Source organism: Geotalea toluenoxydans JCM 15764 (assembly GCF_001311985.1).
Taxonomy (GTDB): Bacteria; Desulfobacterota; Desulfuromonadia; order Geobacterales; family Geobacteraceae; genus Geotalea; species Geotalea toluenoxydans.
On sequence record NZ_BBCJ01000015.1, the window covers coordinates 1 to 22328 of the forward strand.

Sequence of the window (22328 nt, forward strand, 5' to 3'; positions counted from 1 at the left end):
CGCCACGGAGCGGACCTGGCCCGGAGTCAGGCAGGCGCGACCGGCAAGCTCCGGCGCAACCGCTACGCCCGTCACCCCTTCCTGACTGCCGGGGTCGGCGCGATGGGCGATGCCCTTGTGGGCAATCAGTTCCTCGATGATGGTCCCGACCCGATCAACCCGCCAGGTGTCGGCGTCACATTCCCCCGAAACCAGAGCCGTGCCCAGTCCATAGACCCCGCTGATCACGGCGACGCCACGTTGGCCGCTGACCGGATCGGCACTGAAGGCCACTCCGGCCACATCTGCCGTCACCACCCGCTGTATCAGCACTGCCGGTGGAGCGGGCAGCGGCGAAAGTCCCCTCTCCCGGCGATAGGCCAGCACCCGCGGGCTGAATCCCGAACGCCAGACGTCAACCACTTTGCCCGGCACCTCCCCAGGCGAAACAAAGAGGAACGAATCCAGCTGACCGGCAAAGGAATGCTCGCTGCCATCCTCATCCAGCGCCGAAGAGCGGACCGCTACCAACTCGCCGTTGGGACAGAGCTCGGCCAGCGCAGCGGCAAGTTCCTGCAGCAGTTGCTCTCCCACGGTCAACTGTTCAAGCACCCCCTGGATCCGCTCCGGAACACCCGATGCAATATCCCCCCTTTGCCCGGCTGTCAGACTGGCTGGAAAGGCCTCGGGGGCAACGACAAACCAGGGGGGAACCTGGAGGCGGGCTGACTGCAGGTCGGCCAGGGCCCCTGCCTTGCCCCCCAAAGAGGCGCGAGATTCCTTTTCGCTACGGAGGATGCTGTTCATGGCAGATTTCCCTGAAAATGTTGAATCAGCAGTGGCACGGCTCCCAGGCTGAGGTACATGAGCAGGGTCCAGATGCCGGAAAAGAGCTCAATGCGCTTGCCGCGGCCGGGAAGGGGGGCGGCATGGAAGGTAATCGCCAGCAGGGCGGCGCCGGAGAGCAGCAAAAGCAGGAGCAGGCTTACCGGAACGGCAAAACCGATCAACAGCGCACCGCGCCAGGCACAGACTGCGGTCAGAGACATGGCCCCGAGCCAGGCCAATAGCGCCCGGCTTCGTCCCCAGAGGAAAGAATAGGTTTCAACCCCCTCTTCCTCGTCCTGGGGCGAGCGGATCTTGCGGCCGACTTCGATGACAATGCCGTTCAGATAGCTGACGCCCAAGAACCAGATCAGCCCCGCGGCGGAGCTGCCCCCGCCATCAGCCAGTCGCAGGCGGTGGCATAGATGTCGAAAACGGGCATGATGACCATGTGGGAGAGCATGTAAATGATTGGGTGCCGTTTCAGCCAGCCATGAATGAAGAATTCCTTGCTCATCAGGCCAGGTAGCTCCAGGCGACCACCAGCATCAGTGCCTGCAGCGGCCGCAGCCAGAGGGACCCGGCCAGCTGGATCAATCCGGCGCCGAGCCCGATCCAACCCAGTTCCCCCAGGGTGACCAGGCCGCGGGGTACCGGGCGGTAAGCTCGCCAGCGGGCGTCGTCTTCGGCATCCTTGAACTCGTCGGCAATGCGCAGCTGCAGGAAAAACAGCAGGGCGGTGACGAATGCCACCAGTGCTGCCGCCGGCCGCAGGCTCGATTCCCCGCGCAGAAGGGCCGAATAGCCCATGGCCGACAGGCTGAAGGCAAGAATCAGCGGCCCATGGGCGAAGATGGGAAAGCGCTCTTTTTGATAGATCCACCAGCGATTGGTCACCAGGTACCTCTCATTCCGTGTGCTCTTTGCCGCGAGCCAGCTTCCGGTGAGCGCGGGTGAATTCACCAGCGGCCAGGGCGCCGATGATGGACAGTTCTCCAGCCAGGGCAAGGCCGGCACAGACCTCTGCCAGGGCCCGGGCTTTTCCCTGGCCGTGAAGTCCCAGAATCTCAAGGCATGCCCGCTGGGTCGGCAGACCGGTTCCTCCCCCTACGGTGCCTACCATCAGATTGGGCAGGGTCACGGCGGCATAGAGGGAGCCATTGCCCTTTACCTCGAAGCGGGTGATGCCGACGCAGATTCGGCGATACAGGCGATATCCTGGCCGCAGGCTAGGTATAAAGCGGCCAGGCCATTGGCATAATGTCCCTGCACGCCGATGGTCCCCGAAAGAACCCCGCCCATAGCCGACATGCGCCAGTAATCGACCATCTTTGCCGGGGAGGTATGGAGCATTTGCTCCACCAGCTCGGCAGGAATGACCGCTTCGGCGGTGACCTTTTTTCCGCGCACGCTGAGGAAGGATTGGGCGCTGGCCTTTTTGTCGCCGGACATGTTGGCCTCCACAAAAAAGTATTCCGGCTGGACCGGGGTACGCTCGATAATGAGCCGACAGGCTGCTTCGGTGGCGATGGTGGCCATGTTCTGCCCTGAGGCGTCACCGGTGTAAAAGTCCAGCAGCAGATAGACATGATTGCCTTCGATGGTGATACGCAGGTCGGAAAGCTGCCCATGGTGGGTGGTTGCTTCGGCTGCCTGCCGGATTGCGTCCAGATTTTCCGTCAGCCAGGCGACAAAGAGGCCGGCATCCCTGGCGGTCGCAAAGGCGAAGCCGGGGGAGCGGCTGACTCCCTCGGCAAGGAGCATGGCGGAGCAGCCTCCCGCCTGGGAAAGCAGGCAGGCGCCACGATGGTAGGACGCGACCAGGGCAGCTTCGGTCGTAGCCAGGGGCAGGTAATAGTCACCCTTGGCAAATAGGCCGTTGACGCGCAGCGGGCCGGCCAAGCCAAGCGGTACCTTGGCAATGCCGATGAAGTTCTCGATATTGTGCTGATAGGTGGTGATGTTCGGCAGGTCTTCCGGGGGGAGCAGCGGCTCGCGGACTTCAGGGGGCAGGGGGAGGCGCTTCCAACGGCGCTCGACGATCTCAGGGGTGATATGGGCACCGCTTGATACCTTGGCAGCGGGTGCGTCCCAGGAGGGTTCAAGGCGCTGGGACAGTTCCGTGGCGCTTTGTCCATTGAGCACCTGCGATCAAGTCCTTGGCGTGGGTGAAATCGCTTGGCATGAATGTTCACTCCAATCAGGCAGATCGCCTATAATATTGCGGTCATCGGCAGTGCCTTCCAGAGCTTGACCTTCCGCCTCTTTGCCGCGGGGGCGAAGCGGTCGGGTTTATCGGTGGCGGCATTCCAGCTGTTTCCTGGCTCCATGTCCCGCTCGATGCTTTTCTCGACCTGCCTTGCCAGGAGGGGATCGTCGATCAGAACTCCTACTTCCGTATTCAGATTCATGGAACGGGGGTCGAAGTTGAAGGTACCGACAAAAAGGGTCTTGCTGTCGACGACCATGGTTTTGGCATGGATGGCAAAGATCGGCGCCCCCTTTTCCAGCTTCTTGTAGCGTTCGATAAGATCCCGTTTGTGGGCAGGGTCGGGCTTGAATTCATAGATCTTGATACCGCTTTTGAGCAGGGTTTGCCGCTGTTTTTGGTAGCCGCTGAAGGCCTGGAGATTGTCGGTTGAGGCGAGGGAATTGGTGCAGATCCTCACTTCAATCCCCCGCCTGACCATGTCCCGGAACAGGGCCAGGGCATCCTTGGTCATTACCAGATAGGGAGACTGGATGGTAACGCTCTTCTGTGCCCCCTGCAGCACCTGGCAAGGACGGCGGTGCTCTCCCCTCCTCCGTCCAGCCGCCGCCGTGCGGTGTTCTTGCCTGGCAGATCGGAGATGAATCGGACGTCGTTCCAGCTTAGTTTCTCGATCAGGCTGCTGAATCGCTGGGGCAGGTTCTCCAGCGCCATGCGTACCTCCGGAGCGAAGTTTTCAGCTTTGCCGGCATAGGCATGCATGTTTGCATAGATTGTTTCGACTCGCTCGGGCGTCAGCTTTTTCAGTTCCTTGGCCAACAGTTTTTCCACCGGAACCGCCTGCCGACTTTCCCAGAACCGGTCGAAGCTCTTTTCCATATGGCTAGCGCCGGCCCAAGGACCAGAATATCGCGGTCGCGGAAATTGTAGCGGTGATCATAGTCGAAGTATTCATCGGCCATGTTGCGTCCGCCGGTAATGCCGACCATACCATCGAATAGGGCGGTCTTGTCGTGCATGCGCTGGTTGATGGTGCGGAAGCCGGTAAGGACATTGCCAACCCGCTTCAACTTCGAGGTGCCGACGGTCAGCTTGGGATTGTAGATGCGGATATCGATGTTCGGGTGCAGGGCCAGGGCCAGCATGGTTTCGGGGGGTGCGTCAATGAGCAGGTCGTCCACCAGCACCCGCACCTTTACCCCGCGGTCGGCTGCCCGCAGAAGTGCTTCGCTGGCCAGGATGCCGATATTGTCAGTACTCCAGATGAAGTACTGGATGTGGATGCTTTTTGTCGAGTGATCTGCTAGCCAAGCCCTTGCCAGGAGGGCCTCCTCCCCTTTTTCCAGCACGTAGGCTCCAGATTTGCCGGGATGACCGACAAGGAGGGGTGCTACGGTTTCGGGCAGAGAGCCTTGCTTTGCATGTGCTCCAATAGGAATAACAAACAGGCAGATTACAAGGACTGCTTTAACGAAAGTGTTCATCTTCACATCCCCAGATTTGCCTGTTTCACCGTTTTGACCCCCATTAATTCGGTCATCCGCGCCAGCGGTGTTTTATTCACTCGGGTTCCGTCATGGTAAAAAGTTACCAACTGGAGAGCGCCATCTTTGGCTGCCTTCATGGCAACATCGTCAGGAGTGAAGGTGGTCCGTCCCAGGGAGCGTTTGGTGGGCCACTCTACGCCGCTGTAACTGAGATAGACCAGCTTGGAGCAGTAGACTCGCTCCTTGGACTCCACATCGAAATTGAAATCGTATGGTTTCCCCACCTGGCGCAGGGTCTGAATGACCGTTCTGGCCCGATTTTCCCTGGTCAATTCAGGCTTGCGCAGGGCGCCGAAGCTGTCGATGTTGAAGAAGTGGTCCAGGGTATTCATCTCCACCCCGGAACGGAGCGCCTCCACCACCAGCCGGCCTTGGCGGATCTGGTCGTGATACTTTGCCACTACGGGGTTGTCCCAGATTCCCAGGCCCTTCAGCTCGGACTCCGTGCCGACCCAGACCGCCGCGTGACCCCAATAGCCGGGGATCAACTTGTCGGTAAGGCGAAAAGGGGTCTTTTCCAGCAGGATGTCTCCTGCCTTCAGGGTTGCCTTGACCTCTTTCAGCATCTCCGATTTGCCGTAAAGTTTGCCCTTGCGTGTTTCCACCAATCCGACCGCATTGCCGAAAAACATGCTGAACAGGTTCATGCCGCCGCGTTCGAAGGAGGATAACGTGTCGGTGGTGACGGCGCCGAAAAAGCCGAGCTTTCTTCCGATGACGTAGAGGGGGGACCACTTGCGAACCATGGTATAGGAGGGGCTCTGCTGGATCAGGGCAGAGACATATTCGATTTCAGAGCTTTTTGCCATTGAACGGTTGAGCCTGACCGATTCTTTTTCGTAAAACTTGATGGCCTTGCGCACCCGTTGCCGGTTGGCCACCGAATCGTAATGAAGGGTAACCTTGGCCAGGGCAGCGCTGTTTACGGCATAGCCCGGATCCCGCTCGTTGAGGAGCCGCCGCAGCTTGCTGTCCCCCTCGAAGAGGGAGATGGCCAGCAGATAATTATCGTAGAGGACCAGGGCCGAGGAGAGGGAAAGCATGATCCCCTTGAGGCGCGCTTCAGGCGTAATGCCAAGCTGTGCCAGATCTTTTTCCGATCCGTCCAGCCAGCACTCGTGTGACTCGGCTACGGCGAGTAGTTCCTTGCGCAGGGCAAGGTGTTCGACAATGCCCTGGTTGAGCAGGTCCAGGTCTTCGCCGGTCAGGGGCTTGCCCTGTTCCTGCTTGTTCTTGATGCCATTGCCCACTTTTATTGTCTCGGCCCGCAGCATCAGCGCCCGTTCTGCCAGGAAACGGAAATCGTTGAGTTCCTCCTGTATTGTTTTTTCAACGGAGGCATTGGTGGCGCCATGGTTGCGGACGAGATGGCCGGCACAGCCACTTGTTATTCCTTCGGTGGTGTTGGCTTTGACAAGTTCGCCGATGGTGGTGGGGACGGCAGCGGCGGGCAGCCCCAGGGCAAACACAAGCAGTATGGCAACAGGAGCGATTATGGGTTTCATGCAGTATCTCCTTCAGCAGGATGTTATTCAGTGGGGTACTGGCGAATAAATTTCTTGAAGTTGACCCAGATATCGTTGAAGCCGAAGGCCTGCATCTCGGTTTCCGCGTCAGGCAGGGACCATTTGTCCACCTTCATCCGGTAGGCGGCCACAACGATCCCGGTCCGGTCCTGGCCATGACGGCAATGGACAAAAACAGGCTGATTTGCCGGGTCGACCATCAGGGCAATTACCCGATCGACCTTTTCCTTCAGTCCCTCACGGGACATGGTGATGGGCATGGCAATGGCCTTCATCCCAGCAGCTTCCACCATGGCCTTTTCATTTTCTGTGGTACGCAGGTCTATGACCGTTTTGACGCCCATTTTCTTCAAAGCGGCATAGCCATACACTGCAGGCTGTGCGCCACGAAACACCCCAGGCGCTACCCGCCCAACGTTGCTTAGGCCGGGAAGATTGTAAAGATGCTCGGAAAGGTGCATTCCTTGGTGGAGGGAGGTAAGGGGCGAATTTGTTGATGGCGGGGTCGCTGTTTGCTCAGCAGGAGCGGCTGCTGACAGCCCGACAAGAAGCATGACAGTCAACATCGCTAAAGCCATTGAACGGAAGCAGACATTGCAACGGTTGAATGGGGAAGAATCGATTTCCATATGCCCTCCTGAGCTAATATGTCTTCCATTACCATAACCCTTAATGGACTTTCTATTAATTTCCATTATCTTAGACAAATATAATCGTCTCATCGTCGGGTGTTGGTGGAAACCTGCTAACCTGGCGCAATTTATGGCTTAGCCGGTTATTTCTTCGGCGGAACCGGCGAAAACCAGCCGATAACCAGGAGCAGCAGCCCGACAGCGACGAATGAGACTATCCGTTCAATGGTGCCGTGCCCGGCCAGATCCACCAGGAAAAGTTTTATGATGACGCAGCCGAGGAGTCCGGCGCCGGCCAGCCAGACTTTGCGAAGGTCTCGGCAGGTGGCAAGAACCATGGCGCAGAGTGCCAGCAGACTCCAGAAGATGGCAAAGGATGTTTGGGCAAGACCGGAACGGAAGATGGCTTCGGGTGTAAAAGTGACGCCACCCCAATGGTGCAGTGCCCGAGCCAGCATAGAATTGAGCCAGACTAAAAAACAGCCGCGCCAAGCCACTGCACTACCTGCCTGTTTACACTGACGAACTCGCACAGGCCAGGAAGCTTTTGCAGACGGGCAATCCAGAGGCCAAGTGCGGCCAAAGCCCCGGCAATGGCCAGGTCCAGTGGGTTGAAAAGTGGTAGCCATGGAAAAGGCCATGCATCGCCGGTGTTTCCCAACGAAACGAGCACTGTCCAGAATAGTACAGCTGCAGCCAGGGGAACCGCAACAATTCCCAGATATAGCTCTTCATGCTTGCGCCATGGCCAGACAGGCAGGTTCACCGACAAAATGGCAAAGAGCATGGTGATGGCGACGATGCCGCGGCTGATGGTGAGCCAGCTGCCGGTGGAGCCGAGGAAAAAATGCACCTGCCAGCCAAGTTCCCAGGTGGCCAGAAAAGTCATAAACCACACGGTTCCCCCATGGAGAAGGCTTCGATAAAGGGTGGGCATTTCATCTTCCCGCTGATATAAAAGCCACCAATGGACGGTGAAGGCAGCCGGCCAGGCAAACCAGCCCCCTTGGGCCAGCGGATGATGCGGCATTTCCGGCAGGAGAAAGCAGACCATGGCCGGCAGAAGCAGCAGGGGAGGCCAGCTCAGATCCGACCAGCCGAGGCGTCGCTGCAGAATATGACTGGTAAGGCAGGAGGCGGTGACGAAGATCAAGCTGACGCCATAGACAAGATCTTCGGCCACATGAACGTGGTGTTCGTGCAACCCGCTGCCGAACCACCAGATGAGGCCCCAGTAGGAAAGAACGTGTCCAAGGGTCAGTTCCCACTCCTCTGCCCATGTTTTGTGGTGGATGAACCAGGCGCTGCTCAGGGCGGCCAGGCTGATGAGGATGCACCCCAGGTAAAGGCTGTTCAATACTGGCAGCTGGTTTATGGGGGAGGGGAGGTCGGTGATGAAGCGATACCGCCGCCAAACTGGAGCAAAATGCCAAGTCCACGTGCCAGTTGGCGTCTCTGACGTAAGCCGGCCCAAATCAGAGCAGCTCCTTCCACGGCCCAGGCTGCCGAAGTCCAGCGGCCGTCGAAGGCGAGGGGTACGGCAAGGGTGACGAAGACGGTGCCGAAGGCGAGAAAGGCCTCGGCCAGGGTTTGCAGTCGGTCATCCTCACGCAAGGCCATGAACATGGCCAGGTAGAGAAATCCCGCAGCCAGGGCACTCCAGGCGAGACCATGGCGGAAGGCATGCACCAGCCCGGCCTGCAAGGCAAAGGCGGCGATGGGAGTGCCGAAGACCAGGGTGCCGTCGACGATTCCTTTAAGCTCCGGCGGCTGACGGAAGGCGAAGAGGACGGCAATTCCCACATAGATGAGGAAGAAGAGGATGAGGAACGGTTCCACCGTGGCGAAATGGGAAGGGCGATAGAATTGGGCGCCCAGATGGTGCCGAGGAGGAAGGTGTATAAAAATCCCGCCAGGTTAAGGCGCGCCAGGAGCGATACCAGGCGATGCCGACGATCCCTGCGTTCAAGACGGCATAGTAGCCGAACAGAAAGGCAGGATTGCCGTTACCGATGGATGCCAAGAGCGGTGCGATGAAGCCTCCGGAAATGCCGAACAGGGCCAGGGTGCGGGAACTCTGCAGGACGGCAAGTGCGCCACAGAGGCCGGAGATGGCCACCAGCAGAATGAAGGAGGAGGTGGGGGAAAGCAAGGCGAAGAGACGGAAGGCGGCGTAGGTGGTCAAGAAGAGGATGCCGATCCCTCCACCTTGCAGCGCCAGGGCATACTCAGCCCGTTTTTGCCGCAAACGCCAGCCGGTGGCCAGAAGGACAATGCCGCCGAAGGCGGTGGCGGCAAGGCGGAGCTGGATAGGGACGTGGCCATGCTCTGCTGCATATTTGACCAGGAAGGAGACGCCGAAAAAGAGGATAATGATGCCCGACTTCACCAGCAGGTTGCCACCGGTAAAGAAACTGGTGATGGCATCGACGACAGGCGATGCCTCCGGGTTGGCTGGAGCCTCCCGGATAGGTTGGGGCCGTAAGGGCGGAGCAGACGTTTCAACCCGGAATCCACTGGCTAAAGCAGGCCTGTCGGATTCGACGGGTGGTGGCGGGGCAGGCGCTTCCTCGGCCGGTTTTGTCATGATATCGAATGGGTTAGGCGCTACTGCTTGTGCCTGGGGTGTGTTGGCTTCCTTGGCTTGTCGGGCGACACGCTGCCGCAACCAGGCGACCTCCTTTTCCAGGGAGGAAAAACGTTCCTGCAGTTCTGCCAGGTTGCCCAGCAGCCAGCCGGCACAGGCGCCGAAAATCACCCCGGGAAAACGGTCCAGCATGCCGCCGGCGACAGCTCCGATCAATGCATAAATGAGAGACATGATTCGCTCCTTTGCTTAGCGCAGCATCGTGCCGACAGCCAGCGCTCTTTGCATCGAACGGCGGGTGCGGTGATAGGACAGGGGCCGGTGGGCGATGATTCGCCTGTGAAGGGTAAAGGTGATGGTGATGGTGCCGATGAGGGCGATTAACGGGAGAACGGCGACGGCGAGCTTGATGATGAATGTTTCCATGATTTCCTCCCTGTAGTGCTAATTGATAATCGGGGTATAGCAGGGAGGATGCCAGGAGGTTTTATGAGGGGTAGTTGCTTGTTTTTGTTGAGGTTATGTGATTGGGAAGATGGTGGTGAAGTGGAGGTGGAAGGTTAAGATGTGCATTAAATGTATATTGTTGGGCATTAAATGTTGGCCGAAAGTGACGATGACTGGCGCAACACAGCCAAGATTAATCTGAGGCAACTGGGGTTGATGGTCAACAGCGTCACCTCATTTGAGATGGAGAGCCGGCCGCGTTTTCTGGCCAGGATCAGCAGGCATCCGGAAAGTTGCGGCACATGTGCACCTACCGTTCCTGTTCGACATTGCGCAGTGGAGACAAGGAGGCCTACTCAATTACGTTGCCTAACTTATGTATTGGACAACAAAAGAAAATAAGGGACAATTTATAGCAAATACGCTATGCTCCTGTCATGACTTGGACAATCACCTACTATAACGATTCAGTGCAAGAATCCTTGCCATGCCAGCTGGCTTTCTTGGCCGCTATCTCCGATACGCCGACAGGATGGAAGTCCACGGCCCTGATCTTGGCATGCCTCATACCCGCGCAATGGGTGAAGGTTTATTTGAATTGCGTCTGAAATCCGCAGAAGGAATTGCTCGGGTTTTCTACTGTACAATGATTGGCAGAAAAATCGTGATCTTACACCAATTCACCAAGAAAACAGACAAGACCCCGCCAAGAGAACTTGACACAGCTCGGCGAAGAATGAAGGAGTTCAAAAATGCTAACTCACAAAGAACTTAAAGCCCGCGCACTTGAGCGAGCAGATGTAAAAGATGAATATGATCGACTGAACGAAGAGTTTCAATTCCTCGACGAATTTCTCAAGGCCCGTGCAGCAGCGGGTGTTACACAAGCTGAAATTGCAGAACGTATCGGCACAACTCAATCTGCTGTCGCCCGCCTTGAATCTGGGAGAGGGAAACATTCGCCATCAATAGCGACGTTGAAAAAATACGCTCACGCTCTTGGATGTCGATTGGAATTGAGATTAGTTAGAGAAAAAACGTCCAGAAAAGTGAAAAATAAAACATCGCAGACAACTGAACACAAAAGTAGGTTACGTGCCGGTTAGAGCATCACGAAAAACCCAACGAAATATAGGACGATTTCAGGCTTGCAAAGTTGTAAAGTTGGGCTGGCTGCCGTAGGTTTGCAAGTTTGCAATCCCCATCTTTTCCGTATTTGATCTCTTTGCCGTTCTGGCCTTAAATATCCAAATGTCAAGCTTGACCCCAATTGTTTCCCCAATTGTTTCCCTCACGGTCCTTTCATTTCCCTTACATGCTTGTCGATCATGGCTTCGTATTCTGAAGTCGATTTTGCAATCTGATCTTTAACTTTCTCTATGGCCTCTTGTAGCTCTTTTCCGGCTAGACTATCATCACTGGCTCCCGCCAGCAGGGCCTCTGATTCTATTACTAGGGTTTGAAGGTTCCTTATTTTGTCTGTTAAAGTCTCATCTGGAATCCAACCGATGCTGGCCTTTATAGATTCCTTAATCTCTCTGCTTTCATCAGGATCTATACTTAAGCCGGCGAGCCAGTCGGAGAAATACCTGACGAACTCATCGTGTAAAACCCGTATCCATCGTGTCCAGTTGTAGGTTGACTTCGCCAACTCTGTGAAACGCTTGTCCAGGAGGTTAGGCTGGAAATGGAAGACTCCGTTTCTATATCGTCTCAGAAGGCTTTGTAGCGCATCAAACTCAGAGAGAAGTTTCTCTATGGCTGCGTCTTGCAGCTTGAGCTCACCCCAGCTTCTATCACGACATATAATGAAGCGAACCATTGCGAAGAATGGGCGAAATACTCACCGCTGGGAATTTCATCTGGTGATGCATATGACTCAAGCAACGCGTCAAATCGCTCCTTACCGAGGTTTGTCCAATAGAGATATCTTCCCCAGCACATCATCTTTTCTATATCAGTGGCCATAATTTCCTCGGACAACGTGCTGCGGCGTGACCAGCGCGGCAGTTTCACGCCGCGTCAGTGTCTGCGCCGTGGTTAGATGCTGCTGAATATTTAGCTAGGATCTCTTTATTCTGCTCATTTATATTTTGATTAACACGGTCTGTCATAGCGGTCACGTCTTCAGTATAATTGACAGACGGATCTCCCCAAGGAAGCATTTTTTCAATCGGTCCCAAGGTGCTGGTTTTCCGATCTAGCACCTTGACCTTTCTTAGTCTAAAATCCTTCTTTGCGTAAGCTACAAGTTCATTCTCATTGATAAAATGTGCATTTAGCCTCAGCCACTGTTGTCTTCCAGCAGCCTCTATTGCTGCAAGTTTGAACGGCTCATTCTTATAGTCAACACATGTTTGAATATAATATTTAAATACTTTTAGATTTACTTCAGAGTTTTTTCCAAGATCTCTTTCAGCATTTTCCTTTACAGACATTAAGCTTTGCTCCCTTTCGCCGGGGTAAAAGATAACACTAAACTTGCCTTCTCCTTCTCGTATGATGGAAATGTTGATGTTTCCATCTTCATCTTTAAGTCTTCCGTAATTCCATGCCTTCAGCATCTGGTACGCGTCTCTAGCTGCACTTTCATACTTATAAACAAGGCCTATACCCAGTCCTTCAAAGGTATGTGGATCATCAGTGTACCAGCAGGTGCCGATCATGAAGCGTTCCATGTCAGGTGTAGGAAGTGGCATCACTAGGAATGCGCCGTAAAGGAATACGAATCTATCAAGAATTAATGGGATTAGTACCAGGACTATGGCCAGTGGGACAGTGACTTTAATAGGGAGTGTGAAGGCAGCAGAGACAATGCTAATTGCAGGCACTAAAATGAAGACGGTTTTTACGAGGAATCTGTATTTTACATTGACCTTAATGTGCATGTGGTTTCCCTTTTATCATCTAACTTGGTATTGACCAGTTCACGCGCATGCGCGCGTGAACTGGTGTTCATCACAATCGGAACATTTATACCCTTAACGACAACGATTGTCACAAGGATTTCATTTAAAGCTGTCTGTACCCGCAAATCCACCCATAAATACCCATAAAGATCTAAGCCAGCGCTGCCTGCGCTATCTCCTTCAACCCCTTCAGATCCAGCTTGCCGCTGCCGAGGATCGGCAGGCTCTCCACCGGCACATAGCAGTCGCGCCCCGGTTTCCACAGGTTGGGGATGTTGCTCTCAGCCAGCAGCCGGTGCAGGGTTTCTCCATCTGCCGCATCCTTGGCATATATCACCACCAGCTTCTCCCCCTTCTTCTCGTCGGGGATGGCGGTTACCGCCAATACCTGGCTTTGCCCGAGGCGGTTGTGCAGTTCGTCCTCGACCACGCCATGGGGCACCATCTCGCCGCCGATCTTGCTGAAGCGGCTCATGCGGTCGGTGATGCGGATAAAACCGTCGTCGTCCATGATGCCGATGTCACCGGTCACATACCAACCGTCCTTGACCACCTGGGCGGTCTTCTCCGGCTGCCCAAGATAGCCGTGCATGACGTTCGGCCCCTTGACCAGGATCAGTCCCGGTTCTCCCGGCTGCAGCATTGTGCTGGTATCCGGATCGACGACCCGGATGGCGACACCGGGTATGGGGTGACCGACGCTCCCTTCCTTGGAGCCGTGCTGGGCGACGCCATCGATCTTGACATTAGGCAGACTGAGGGTGATGACCGGCGACAGTTCCGTGGCCCCGTATCCCTCCAGGGGGCGAATGCCGAACCGTTCTTCGAAGGAATCGGCCACCTTTGTTTTCAGCTTCTCCGCACCGGTTATAACCAGGCGCAGGGAGCAAAGTCCTCCTTCTTTGCCCGGCGCAGATATGCGAGTAGAAACGTGGGGGTAGCAATGAGTAGGGAGGAGCGATGTTCCCGGACCACCTGGGCGATTTTCTCCCCATCCATGGGATTGATGGTAAGCAGCGGAAAAGCCGCTGACCAGCGGCAGCCATAAAGTGCCAGTAAAGCCCAGGGAATGGAAAAAGGGGAGGGCCGAGCAGATGTTGTCGTTGAGGGTGACCCGGAAGACCATGCGCAGTGCTTCGATATTTGACATGATGTTGTGGTGGGTGAGCACCACTCCTTTGGGCTCGCCGGTGCTGCCGGAGGAGAAGATCACCGTTGCCGCATGGTCAGGGTGGAAGCCATCACGGTTGCGCAGGAAACTGGCCGGCAGCAGCCGTCCCCGGACCAGCCCCAGCAATTTATCCCTCTTGGTGATGGTCGGCAGAATGTCTTCCAGGAAGATCATGCCATCCATCTTCGGGAGGGTAGGCACCTTTTCCAGAAAGGAGCGGGAGGTAATAACCGTAGTGATGCCACATTGGCTGATGGCGGAACGAAGGGAGGCTTCGGCGGCGGTGTAGTTGAGATTGACCGGCACCCGCCCAAGCAGTGAAAGGGAAAGGTTGGCCAGCACTCCACCCGCCGATGGGGGGAGCAATAGCCCGACGTAATCTGCCGAAATCCCCCTCGATCCCCCTTTGTCAAAGGGGGACGAAGCAAGAATCTTCTCCAGCTTACCGGCCAGGGCCAAAGCTCCGACGAGGGTCTCGCCATAGCTCAGTATTTTGCCGGAAGTATCCGCAATCGCGCGGCGCTGCCAATTCTGTCTGGCGGTACGGATGAAGCCGGCAGCCAATGGTTGGCGTTCGACCTTGCGGGAATTGAAGTAGTCGCAGGACAATTCCATTACCGCCTGCCGCACCTCAAGGGCCGTGCTGGTGGCGGGCATCGGTTGGCCGAAGAGGATCGACACCGAATATGGGGCCAGGGCTGGAGGACGGGAAAGAAGCTTGCCATGGGCATAGCTTAAGATGCTGCCCCAGGCACCGCCGATGTAGACTGGAATGACTGGATAACCGCTGTCTTTGATGATCCTCTCAAAACCACCCCGGAATTCCCGCAGCATGCCATTGCGGGTCAGTGCACCCTCGGCGAAGATGCAGACCATGTAGCCGTCGTCCAGGGCGGCTCTTGCTCTCTTGATGAACTCCACCATTTCTTTCTTGCCGTCTTTGGAGGAAACGGGGATCACCCCCATCAGCCGGAAGAGGTACCGTAAAATCGGTGTGTTGTAGATACGCCGTTCCATGATGAACCGGATGCGCCTTTGATTGGTGGCCGACAACAGCAGGGCATCGACCCAGGTGACATGGTTGGGGATGAGGAGTGCCGGACCTTCCACCGGGACATTTTCGGCGCCGATGATCCGCAGCCGGTAAAAGATGCGCATGGTGACAACCCCGATGAAACGGAGCAGAAAATCGGGGAGGAGCCAGAGGGTGAAGATGGTAAGCACCAGCGTCATGATGCCGATCAGGCTGAATCCCTGTGCAGCCGAGAGTTGCAGTGGGCCGCTGAAGGCCCAGGTGAGGGCGGAGGCGAGGAGGATGCCGACCCAGTTGATGAAACTTGAGGCGGCAAGTACCTCTCCCCGTTTGGCCGGTTCGGCGCGGAACTGGATGAAGGTCTGCAACGGCAGACTGAAGAGGCCGGCGCTTATGCCGAACAGAACGAGGAGGACGACACAGGAGAGGATGGTGGAGGGGAGCGCATGGAGAAGGATGGCTGCGGCGGTCAGGCCGATGGCTCCGATGGGGACGATGCCGAATTCCACATCACGGCCGGAAAGTTTTGCTGCCAAAAGCGATCCGCCGCCGATGCCGAGGGCGGCCGCAAGAAAGAGATAGCCGCTGCCGGCTTCGCTTAAGCCCAGCTGCTGCATGCCAAAGGCAATCAGGTTGAGTTGGGCGAAAGCGCCGACAAACATGAAGTAGGCGAGGCCGATGATGGCCAGCATCAGGTCCCGGTCGTGGCGGACGGCAAGCACGGTGCGCAGGATCTCCGTCGGCAACAGGGCCACTTTCCTCTGCTCATCGGCCTGGCTGGTGGTTTCCAGGCGCGTGGCCGAGATCAGACCAACGATGGCAACCACCAGGCAGACCAGTGCTGCAATCCAGAAACGCCCGCCTGCAGCCTGGGCCAGCACAGATGCCAGCGCTGTGCCGACGATGATGGCCAGGTAGGTGAAGGACTCGATCAGGCCATTGACCGGGATAGGTCGTCCCGGGAGGCTATCTCAGGGATCACTCCGTATTTGGCAGGGGCAAAAAAGGCACTGTGGGTTGCCATGAGGAAGATGACGAGATAGAGCCCCCATTCAATCTTAAAGCAAAGGCCACCACTGCCAGAAGCGTTACCGCCACCTCGACGGCCTTGACCAGTTTGATCAGCCGGGATTTGTGCAGACGGTCGGCCAGGCAACCGGCAGGAGCGGAAAAGAGTAGAAAGGGAAGGACGAAGGCGGCGCCGACGCAGGCAGTAATGATGCCCGCCTTGGCAACCCCCTGGCTGCCGATGAGGAAAAAGATGATCAGCAGTTTGAGGATGTTATCGTTGAGAGCACCGAGGAACTGGGTGGTGTTGAGCCAGAGGAGAGAATGTCTTTTTTTGTGGGCGTTCATGGCGATCTCCGGGTGAGAAATTAAAAGCTGGTTACAGGCAGCCGCAGGATATGGGCGGCTCTGGTAAAAACATGTTCCGGTAGCCCCAGGGCTTCTTTAAGTGCCACATCCTGATCCCATGGGTTGCTGATACGTGCAATGGCCAATAGCTTCCGTGGTGACAGGCGATAGGCAAATGCCAGGGGGGTGACGATGAGTGTTTGGAGCAGGGGCATGTCGGTGCCATAGAGCAGACGGCCATGCAGCTCCCGGTGTTTGAGGAGTCTGGGGAGATGGTTAAGCCGGTTAAGCTGGGTAAGGGCGGAAACATCGGCATAAAGGTTGGGAAACTCGGCGCAGAGGTGCAGGAAACGTTGAAAGTTGCTTCGCCCTCATTCTTGCCGTTGCTGGCAGCGTGGGCCGCGATAACGGTCACACCCAGGCGAAGGGGCAGCCGTAGCCGCTCGGGATCCCCCAGGTGGTCCTGCTTATGGGTAAAGGATTCCTCTTCGCCGGTGTGGGTAAGAAGCGGCAGCCCCTGATCCCGCAGGCACTCGTAGAAGGGAACCAGCCGTTCATCGGCGGGATCTATTCCCTGAATGGAAGGTAGCCACTTCAGAAGCACAGCCCCTTGTGCCACTGCCTGGTGGAGCCGCTCGATGGCATCGTGCCGGTAGGGGTTGATGCTGGCCCCGAAGAGGATGTTGTCATGATGGCTGGCGGCACTGGCAATGAATTCATTGGGAATGAACGCTTCCGTGCGAGCCATGTCCAGTAGTCCATTCTGGTCAATAACCCCGTCCAGTGCCAGCACTACAGCTTGTTGCACCCTTTCCGCCCTGGTCAGGAGCGCGGAGAGCCGCTCGACTATCAGGTGGTCCCCGTGAGCCAGCAGTTCCCGTTCCGAAACGCCGAATGCCCGCAAATAAATATGAAATTTGAAGCTGCGACGCATGGCGGGGGAGATGAAACAGCCGCTGTTGCCGGCGCCGATCCCGGCAGCGTGACAATGGATATCGATGATTGATTGTTGCATAACAGCACCTCGGTCATGGCATCAGCAGGTTGTTGAAAAACTATTGCGGACCCGCGGGGCCTAAAGGGTCGCTCTGCTACGTTGCCGCTCGCTCGGAAACTCAACGTACAGAGGGTACGACTCGTCTCCTCGCTCGCTTGAGCCTTGCATAGCGACCTCCTCATGACGTTTTTCAACAACCTGTTTGTAATTGCCGGACTGAAGCAGGGGGTGTGCCAAGTGAATGAAGCCGCTGCCAGTCTTCTTTTTGCGCCAGTACCAGAGAAGAAACCTCCAGCCACATTTTCAAAACTTGACATTTTTTGCTGGTACTTTATACATTGCATGCATGAATAAGAAAATTAAAATAAGTCGGGAAGACCGGGTTTTTTTTGAAACGGTGGCCAAGGCTGCCTTTGCCAACCCCTTTGGTGAAAAGAGGGATGAGCTGGATGCCCTGATTGGTGGCGTGAAAGCCGGGATTTCGCCAGAGAAGCTTCTGGCGGCTGTAGTTGGCCAGATCAGGCAGCGGATAACGGCGTTAAAGGAGAAAGATGCTGCAAACCTCAGGCATTGGGAAGGAGAGGATCGTGAAGCCTTCCGCATTGTAGTGCTCTTTCATCTCTTTCACCGCCATCTGGAAGACTTCGATCGCCTGACCCAAAACCAGCTGAAAAGCGGCGACAGCTCCTGTCCGGTCCCCTTCGCCCGGACCGTACTCGGCGAGCTCCATGATTTCGGCTTCGCCGATCAAGAAGCGCTTCGTTTTCTGGCTGTCTTTTACCAGCTCCGGCGCGCCTTCTATTTCATCAAGAACGGCCTGGTCGGCAACTCCCCTTCCATGCGCACCTTGCGCAAGCACCTGTGGAACTGCGTGTTCACCCATGATATCCGCTGGTTCGAAAGCAGGTTCTGGGACCGGATGGAGGACTTTTCCGTGCTCCTTTTGGGAGACACCGGCACCGGCAAGGGGGCTGCCGCCTCGGCCATCGGCCGTTCCGGATTCATTCCTTTCGACGCCACCCGCAATTGTTTTGCTGAAAGTTTCACCCGCAATTTCGTCGCCATCAACCTCTCCCAGTTTTCCGAAGGGGTGCTGGAATCGGAACTCTTCGGCCATCGCAAAGGGGCCTTTACCGGCGCCATGGACAATTACGAGGGGCTTTTCAGCCGCTGTGCTCCCCACGGCGTCATCTTCCTCGACGAAATCGGCGACGTCAGCTTGCACGTGCAGATAAAACTGCTTCAGGTGTTGCAGGAGCGTTCCTTCTCCCCGGTCGGCAGCCATGAAAGGAAGCGTTTCAGCGGCAGGGTCGTGGCAGCCACCAACAGGCCGCTGGAAGAGCTGCGCCGGGAGGGGAAATTTCGCGACGATTTCTATTACCGCCTTTGCTCGGACGTGGTCGTCCTTCCCCCGCTCAGGCAGCGTCTGCAGGAATCGCCGCACGAGCTTGACCTGCTTCTGGCCAGCATCCTTGCCAGACTGGCGGGTAATGTGACACCACGGGAACAGCAGTTGGTGAAAAAAGTCCTGGAGCGGGATCTGGGACCCGAATATATTTGGCCGGGAAATGTGCGGGAGCTGGAGCAGGCGGTGAAGCGGATAATCATCACCGGGCGCTGCCAGCGGTTGGACAATGGACAATCCGTAAAAAATCATCCGATTTTTTCGTAGAGGGCATAAAAGAGGGAAGATTAGATGCTGAATCCTTGTTGGCCCAATACTGCAGTATGCTCTACAGCCGCTATGGTACATATGAAGAAGTTGCTCGCCACACGAAGCTGGATCGGCGGACGGTTAAAAAATATATCACTGCCTGTGACGGTAACGTGTAAGTACTGACATTGTTACAAGACTGCTGGTGTTAGGGGAGTGCAATAAGCCGATTTAATCTATTTTTTTCACAAATCCTGCCTGATTTTGCTGCATATCACCAGACTCGAATCGGACCTATTCAGCAGCAGCCATTTGACGCAAGTTGATTATATCCCGTAACGGCGGTGCCCCAAACAGGCGGTTGTATTCACGGCTGAACTGGGAAGGGCTCTCGTAGCCGACCTGAAACGCTGCGTTTGCGGCATCCATGCGTTCTGCCAACATTAGCCGCCTTGCTTCCTGCAGGCGCAGTTGTTTTTGGTACTGTAATGGACTGAGTGCGGTCATCGACCTGAAATGGTGATGAAAGGTGGAACTGCTCATGCGGGCCTGCTCAGCCAGTTCTTCGACGCGCAGCGGCTGGGTAAAGTTGGTTTTCAACCAATCGATCGCTCGAGCTATCTGATGGCTCTGGCTGCCCGCCGATGCGATCTGGCGCAGGCGCGTCCCCTGATCTCCCACCAGCAGGCGGTAGATGATTTCCTTTTGAATGATCGGCGCCAGGATCGGAATATCCTGCTGATCGTCAAGCAGGCCGATCAATCGATGAAAAGCGGTGACGAGCGCCAGCGTCATCACGCCGGTGGCCATTCCACGACTCGACTGCTGGACACGTGGCGCGGGAAGATTGCTGTCCGCCATCAGTTGTGACATTTCCCGCTGATCGAGCTTCAATTTAAGCCCCAGGTAAGGTTTTTCCCGGTTCGCCTCGACAATCTGCACAACCGTGGTAGATGCACGGAAGTGATCAGGTAGTGGTATGCATCGTAGACAAACGCCTCATCACCGAGCAGCACCCGCTTGGCCCCCTGGCTACCAGGCAGATGCTCGGCTCGTACATGCCGGTCATGGGCTCGGTCCGTTCCTCCCGTCGATAGAGTGACAAACCGGGGATTGCGGTTATATGCTGTTCCCCTTCTTCGGTCAATCGGGCAATACTTGTTGCCAAAGCTTCCAGTGCACGTTCCATGGTTTCTTCCTTAATATCCAGTGTGACGACCATTTTTTACCCTTGATTCCTGGTTCTGAGGTTATCTGACTTCATCGCCAATTTACAATAATTTTATGGCCTATCGGAAAATCAGGCAAGAAATGAGCAGGATCGGTCTATCTGTCTGTGTTCTTCCTGGAGTAGGTTATAATCATCAAAAGGCACTGAACGGGAGGAGAAACAATGCAATAGCGTGCATTAGGGAAAAATGATCTGGAAGTATCGGCTCTGGGGCACCCGCAGCAAAAATCAAACAAAGGAGATACTACCATGTACAAAGCAAAAGCATATTCAGTAACCAGTGCCACAGCACCCTTTGCCTCGAATACCATCATGCGCCGGGAGACCACCGAACGGGACGTGCAGATCGAAATTCTTTTCTGCGGCATCTGCCACTCCGATCTCCATACGGTCCGTGACGAATGGCACAGCGTCATGCCCACCGCCTACCCCTGCGTGCCGGGGCATGAGATCGTCGGCAAGGTAACCAAGGTCGGCGCAGCGGTCAGCAGATTTAAGCCTGGCGACCTGGTAGGGGTCGGGTGTCTGGTGGATTCGGACCATACCTGCCCCAACTGCAAGACTGATCTGGAGCAGTTCTGTCGTGGTGCAATCTTTACCTACAACTCTCCGGACAAGCACGGTACTGCCCCCGTCACCTATGGCGGCTACTCTGAAAGCATCGTTGTCGATGAACATTTCGTGCTGCGTGTTCCTGCAAACCTTGACCTTGCCGGGGTGGCGCCACTACTTTGCGCCGGGATCACCACCTACTCGCCGATTCGCCGTTGGGGGGACATCAAGGGTAAGAAGGTGGGTATCGTCGGCCTTGGCGGCTTGGGACACATGGGGGTAAAATTCGCCCGTGCCTTTGGCGCCCACGTGGTCGTCTTCACCACCTCCCTGAAGAAAAAGGAGGACGCTCTGCGCCTGGGCGCCCATGAGGTGATCCTTTCCACCGATCCGGCACAGATGAAGCAGCATGCAGGCACCTTTAATTTTATCCTCGACACCATCGCCGCTGAGCACGACATCAATGCCTATATCACTATGCTTGGCCTCGAAGGCAACATCACCCTCGTCGGCGCACCGGAGACACCGCTCCAAGTCTCTGCTTTTGCACTATTGTTCGGCCGTAAAAGCATTTCCGGTTCGCTCATCGGCGGCATCAAGGAAACCCAGGAGATGCTTGATTTCTGCGGAGAACGCAACATCACCTCTGATGTGGAAGTTATCCCCATCCAGAAGATCAATGAAGCCTATGAGCGGCTGGTAAAGTCGGACGTGAAGTATCGTTTCTCCATTGATATGGCGTCATTAAAAACCCAGTAAACGAAAGGCAAGGGAGGAGTATTTATGGGAAAGAGTAAGCGGGCAACGGTTTGAGCCAAGCTCTCAGTCGGCGGATAGCAGGATAGGGGTTCAACAGTCGAGGCACTGATATCCCTTTAAAAATATACCGGTACCTGGTCCATCGGGGACATCAAAAGTACTCCGGCGATGACACAGGCGTATGAGATGGGAAAAAAGGCGTAGCAGAGTGGTCTCACAAAGACCAGTCAGGGAGGCTGAAATGGATGATGAACAAAAGGAAACGCACCGTCCTAATGGACCGGTGATCCTCACCCGCCGGGATTTCATAAAAGGGGTCGGGATGGGGGGAGGGGCGCTGGTCCTCCTGGGCCAATTCGGCATCAATGGCTTGGCGTGGGCTCTTTCGGGAGACCCGGAGCTGAAAATGGTGCTGGTGGACTACACCAAATGCACCGGCTGCCGGACCTGTGAGACAGCCTGTTCTGCCAAGAACCGGCCTGTGTCCCTTGATGGCAGGGAACTTCCCGGTTTAGGTAATCCCCACTTTGCCAATATCCGGGTCCACAGCTTCAATCCGGATGTGGATGTCCCCAGCGTCTGCGCCATGTGCGCCGATAACCCCTGCGTCAAGGCCTGTCCGGTGGAGCCCGACGCCAAGACCGGCCGGCGCGCTCTCTACCGGGATGACAAGACGCGCGGCATCCGCAACGATGCCGGGCGCTGCCTCGGTTGCCGCAGTTGCGCCAAGGCGTGCGCCGCCCAGAGAACCGGGGTGATCAGCCCAACCCGGCAACGGGCAAGCCGGAGCGGATGTGCACCCTTTGCGGCGGTGATCCCCAATGCGTCAAGCGGTGCCCCTTTGGGGCGCTGTCTTATGTGGAGGTGCGCCGTGACAGGAAATTCTACGGCCTCGGGCCGGAAAAAATAGCGGC

Annotated in this window: 24 protein-coding genes and 2 pseudogenes; 5 read left to right on the forward strand and 21 right to left on the reverse strand. The window is 56.2% G+C overall.

Features of this window, described 5'->3' with window-relative positions; translation table 11 throughout:
* The 15 genes and pseudogenes from JCM15764_RS11065 to JCM15764_RS23070 all read right to left on the reverse strand — a co-directional run.
* Window positions 1-786, reverse strand: a 786-nt coding sequence (locus tag JCM15764_RS11065; protein ID WP_279384391.1) for a PEP/pyruvate-binding domain-containing protein, incomplete at its 3' end; no start/stop codon positions are given.
* Window positions 783-1166 (reverse strand): hypothetical protein, encoded by a 384-nt coding sequence (locus JCM15764_RS23030; RefSeq protein ID WP_243688778.1) that lies wholly within the window; start codon window positions 1164-1166, stop codon window positions 783-785. The genes JCM15764_RS11065 and JCM15764_RS23030, both read right to left, overlap by 4 nt.
* Before the next feature lie 8 nt (window positions 1167-1174).
* Window positions 1175-1321, reverse strand: a complete 147-nt coding sequence (locus JCM15764_RS23035; RefSeq protein ID WP_243688779.1) for a hypothetical protein — start codon at window positions 1319-1321, stop codon at window positions 1175-1177.
* On the reverse strand, window positions 1321-1701 hold the full coding sequence (locus JCM15764_RS23040; protein ID WP_243688780.1) for a UbiA prenyltransferase family protein: 381 nt from the start codon (window positions 1699-1701) through the stop codon (window positions 1321-1323). The genes JCM15764_RS23035 and JCM15764_RS23040 overlap by 1 nt, the downstream gene beginning before the upstream one ends.
* 10 nt (window positions 1702-1711) lie before the next feature.
* Window positions 1712-2949: pseudogene (locus tag JCM15764_RS11075) on the reverse strand (hydroxymethylglutaryl-CoA reductase).
* Window positions 2950-3017: 68 nt separating this feature from the next.
* On the reverse strand, window positions 3018-3578 hold the full coding sequence (locus tag JCM15764_RS23050; protein ID WP_243688783.1) for a phospholipase D-like domain-containing protein: 561 nt from the start codon (window positions 3576-3578) through the stop codon (window positions 3018-3020).
* Window positions 3527-3844 (reverse strand): hypothetical protein, encoded by a 318-nt coding sequence (locus tag JCM15764_RS23055; RefSeq protein ID WP_243688784.1) that lies wholly within the window; start codon window positions 3842-3844, stop codon window positions 3527-3529. Before JCM15764_RS23055 ends, JCM15764_RS23050 begins: the two co-directional genes overlap by 52 nt.
* Window positions 3817-4497 (reverse strand): phospholipase D-like domain-containing protein, encoded by a 681-nt coding sequence (locus JCM15764_RS23060; protein WP_243688785.1) that lies wholly within the window; start codon window positions 4495-4497, stop codon window positions 3817-3819. The genes JCM15764_RS23055 and JCM15764_RS23060 overlap by 28 nt, the downstream gene beginning before the upstream one ends.
* A gap of 2 nt (window positions 4498-4499) precedes the next feature.
* Complete coding sequence (locus tag JCM15764_RS11085) at window positions 4500-6065, reverse strand: YiiX/YebB-like N1pC/P60 family cysteine hydrolase (protein WP_054695623.1); 1566 nt, start codon at window positions 6063-6065, stop codon at window positions 4500-4502.
* Window positions 6066-6088: 23 nt separating this feature from the next.
* Window positions 6089-6715, reverse strand: coding sequence for a protein tyrosine phosphatase family protein (locus JCM15764_RS11090; protein ID WP_243688786.1), 627 nt, complete (start codon window positions 6713-6715; stop codon window positions 6089-6091).
* Window positions 6716-6861: 146 nt separating this feature from the next.
* Entirely contained in the window at window positions 6862-7176 is a 315-nt protein-coding gene (locus JCM15764_RS26605; RefSeq protein ID WP_054695627.1) for a DUF2339 domain-containing protein, read from the reverse strand.
* 14 nt (window positions 7177-7190) lie between these two features.
* Window positions 7191-8075 carry a DUF2339 domain-containing protein gene (locus JCM15764_RS26610; protein ID WP_054695630.1) on the reverse strand — a complete coding sequence of 295 codons (885 nt, stop codon included), beginning with the start codon at window positions 8073-8075 and terminating at the stop codon, window positions 7191-7193.
* Window positions 8076-8089: 14 nt separating this feature from the next.
* Complete coding sequence (locus JCM15764_RS11105; RefSeq protein ID WP_243688787.1) at window positions 8090-8557, reverse strand: DUF2339 domain-containing protein; 468 nt, start codon at window positions 8555-8557, stop codon at window positions 8090-8092.
* Entirely contained in the window at window positions 8475-9539 is a 1065-nt protein-coding gene (locus tag JCM15764_RS11110; RefSeq protein ID WP_054695637.1) for a DUF2339 domain-containing protein, read from the reverse strand. The genes JCM15764_RS11105 and JCM15764_RS11110 overlap by 83 nt, the downstream gene beginning before the upstream one ends.
* A 15-nt stretch (window positions 9540-9554) precedes the next feature.
* Window positions 9555-9731 (reverse strand): hypothetical protein, encoded by a 177-nt coding sequence (locus tag JCM15764_RS23070; protein WP_243688788.1) that lies wholly within the window; start codon window positions 9729-9731, stop codon window positions 9555-9557.
* A 553-nt stretch (window positions 9732-10284) separates the two neighbouring features.
* Here JCM15764_RS23070 and JCM15764_RS23075 point away from each other — a divergent pair.
* Complete coding sequence (locus JCM15764_RS23075; protein WP_243688789.1) at window positions 10285-10527, forward strand: type II toxin-antitoxin system RelE/ParE family toxin; 243 nt, start codon at window positions 10285-10287, stop codon at window positions 10525-10527.
* Entirely contained in the window at window positions 10505-10858 is a 354-nt protein-coding gene (locus JCM15764_RS11115; protein ID WP_054695640.1) for a helix-turn-helix domain-containing protein, read from the forward strand. The genes JCM15764_RS23075 and JCM15764_RS11115 overlap by 23 nt, the downstream gene beginning before the upstream one ends.
* 185 nt (window positions 10859-11043) lie before the next feature.
* Here the strand turns inward: JCM15764_RS11115 and JCM15764_RS11120 are convergent, their stop codons facing one another.
* The 5 genes from JCM15764_RS11120 to JCM15764_RS11135 all read right to left on the reverse strand — a co-directional run bounded on the left by JCM15764_RS11120 (window position 11044) and on the right by JCM15764_RS11135 (window position 17236).
* Complete coding sequence (locus JCM15764_RS11120; protein ID WP_054695645.1) at window positions 11044-11574, reverse strand: hypothetical protein; 531 nt, start codon at window positions 11572-11574, stop codon at window positions 11044-11046.
* Between the two features lie 190 nt (window positions 11575-11764).
* Window positions 11765-12640, reverse strand: a complete 876-nt coding sequence (locus tag JCM15764_RS11125) for a hypothetical protein (RefSeq protein WP_054695648.1) — start codon at window positions 12638-12640, stop codon at window positions 11765-11767.
* 172 nt (window positions 12641-12812) lie between these two features.
* A complete protein-coding gene (locus tag JCM15764_RS11130) occupies window positions 12813-15815 on the reverse strand; it encodes an acyl-[ACP]--phospholipid O-acyltransferase (protein WP_369412297.1) in 3003 nt (1000 codons plus the stop codon).
* A 28-nt stretch (window positions 15816-15843) separates the two neighbouring features.
* Window positions 15844-16221 (reverse strand): MFS transporter, encoded by a 378-nt coding sequence (locus JCM15764_RS23080; RefSeq protein WP_243688791.1) that lies wholly within the window; start codon window positions 16219-16221, stop codon window positions 15844-15846.
* Between the two features lie 31 nt (window positions 16222-16252).
* Window positions 16253-17236, reverse strand: a complete 984-nt coding sequence (locus JCM15764_RS11135; RefSeq protein WP_439645288.1) for an amidohydrolase family protein — start codon at window positions 17234-17236, stop codon at window positions 16253-16255.
* A 328-nt stretch (window positions 17237-17564) separates the two neighbouring features.
* On the opposite strand from JCM15764_RS11135, the gene JCM15764_RS11140 reads away from it, so the two are divergent.
* Entirely contained in the window at window positions 17565-18890 is a 1326-nt protein-coding gene (locus JCM15764_RS11140) for a sigma 54-interacting transcriptional regulator (protein WP_279384392.1), read from the forward strand.
* Window positions 18891-19166: 276 nt separating this feature from the next.
* On the opposite strand, the pseudogene JCM15764_RS26615 reads toward JCM15764_RS11140, so the two are convergent.
* Window positions 19167-20061: pseudogene (locus JCM15764_RS26615) on the reverse strand (AraC family transcriptional regulator).
* Window positions 20062-20352: 291 nt separating this feature from the next.
* Here JCM15764_RS26615 and JCM15764_RS11150 point away from each other — a divergent pair.
* On the forward strand, window positions 20353-21414 hold the full coding sequence (locus JCM15764_RS11150; protein ID WP_054695650.1) for an NAD(P)-dependent alcohol dehydrogenase: 1062 nt from the start codon (window positions 20353-20355) through the stop codon (window positions 21412-21414).
* 241 nt (window positions 21415-21655) lie between these two features.
* Entirely contained in the window at window positions 21656-22324 is a 669-nt protein-coding gene (locus JCM15764_RS11155) for a twin-arginine translocation signal domain-containing protein (RefSeq protein WP_243688792.1), read from the forward strand.
* Window positions 22325-22328 lie beyond the last annotated feature (4 nt).

What these genes read in the sequence shown, in the direction of transcription:
- JCM15764_RS23035 (WP_243688779.1), bottom strand. Translation starts at nt 1,321, where the DNA reads ATGAGCAAGGAATTCTTCATTCATGGCTGGCTGAAACGGCACCCAATC.
- JCM15764_RS23060 (WP_243688785.1), bottom strand. Translation starts at nt 4,497, where the DNA reads ATGAACACTTTCGTTAAAGCAGTCCTTGTAATCTGCCTGTTTGTTATT.
- JCM15764_RS11085 (WP_054695623.1), bottom strand. Translation starts at nt 6,065, where the DNA reads ATGAAACCCATAATCGCTCCTGTTGCCATACTGCTTGTGTTTGCCCTG.
- JCM15764_RS11090 (WP_243688786.1), bottom strand. Translation starts at nt 6,715, where the DNA reads ATGGAAATCGATTCTTCCCCATTCAACCGTTGCAATGTCTGCTTCCGT.
- JCM15764_RS26605 (WP_054695627.1), bottom strand. Translation starts at nt 7,176, where the DNA reads ATGCTGGCTCGGGCACTGCACCATTGGGGTGGCGTCACTTTTACACCC.
- JCM15764_RS11110 (WP_054695637.1), bottom strand. Translation starts at nt 9,539, where the DNA reads ATGTCTCTCATTTATGCATTGATCGGAGCTGTCGCCGGCGGCATGCTG.
- JCM15764_RS23070 (WP_243688788.1), bottom strand. Translation starts at nt 9,731, where the DNA reads ATGGAAACATTCATCATCAAGCTCGCCGTCGCCGTTCTCCCGTTAATC.
- JCM15764_RS23075 (WP_243688789.1), top strand. Translation starts at nt 10,285, where the DNA reads ATGGAAGTCCACGGCCCTGATCTTGGCATGCCTCATACCCGCGCAATG.
- JCM15764_RS11115 (WP_054695640.1), top strand. Translation starts at nt 10,505, where the DNA reads ATGCTAACTCACAAAGAACTTAAAGCCCGCGCACTTGAGCGAGCAGAT.
- JCM15764_RS11120 (WP_054695645.1), bottom strand. Translation starts at nt 11,574, where the DNA reads ATGGTTCGCTTCATTATATGTCGTGATAGAAGCTGGGGTGAGCTCAAG.
- JCM15764_RS11125 (WP_054695648.1), bottom strand. Translation starts at nt 12,640, where the DNA reads ATGCACATTAAGGTCAATGTAAAATACAGATTCCTCGTAAAAACCGTC.
- JCM15764_RS23080 (WP_243688791.1), bottom strand. Translation starts at nt 16,221, where the DNA reads ATGAACGCCCACAAAAAAAGACATTCTCTCCTCTGGCTCAACACCACC.
- JCM15764_RS11135 (WP_439645288.1), bottom strand. Translation starts at nt 17,236, where the DNA reads ATGCAACAATCAATCATCGATATCCATTGTCACGCTGCCGGGATCGGC.
- JCM15764_RS11140 (WP_279384392.1), top strand. Translation starts at nt 17,565, where the DNA reads ATGAATAAGAAAATTAAAATAAGTCGGGAAGACCGGGTTTTTTTTGAA.
- JCM15764_RS11150 (WP_054695650.1), top strand. Translation starts at nt 20,353, where the DNA reads ATGTACAAAGCAAAAGCATATTCAGTAACCAGTGCCACAGCACCCTTT.
- JCM15764_RS11155 (WP_243688792.1), top strand. Translation starts at nt 21,656, where the DNA reads ATGGATGATGAACAAAAGGAAACGCACCGTCCTAATGGACCGGTGATC.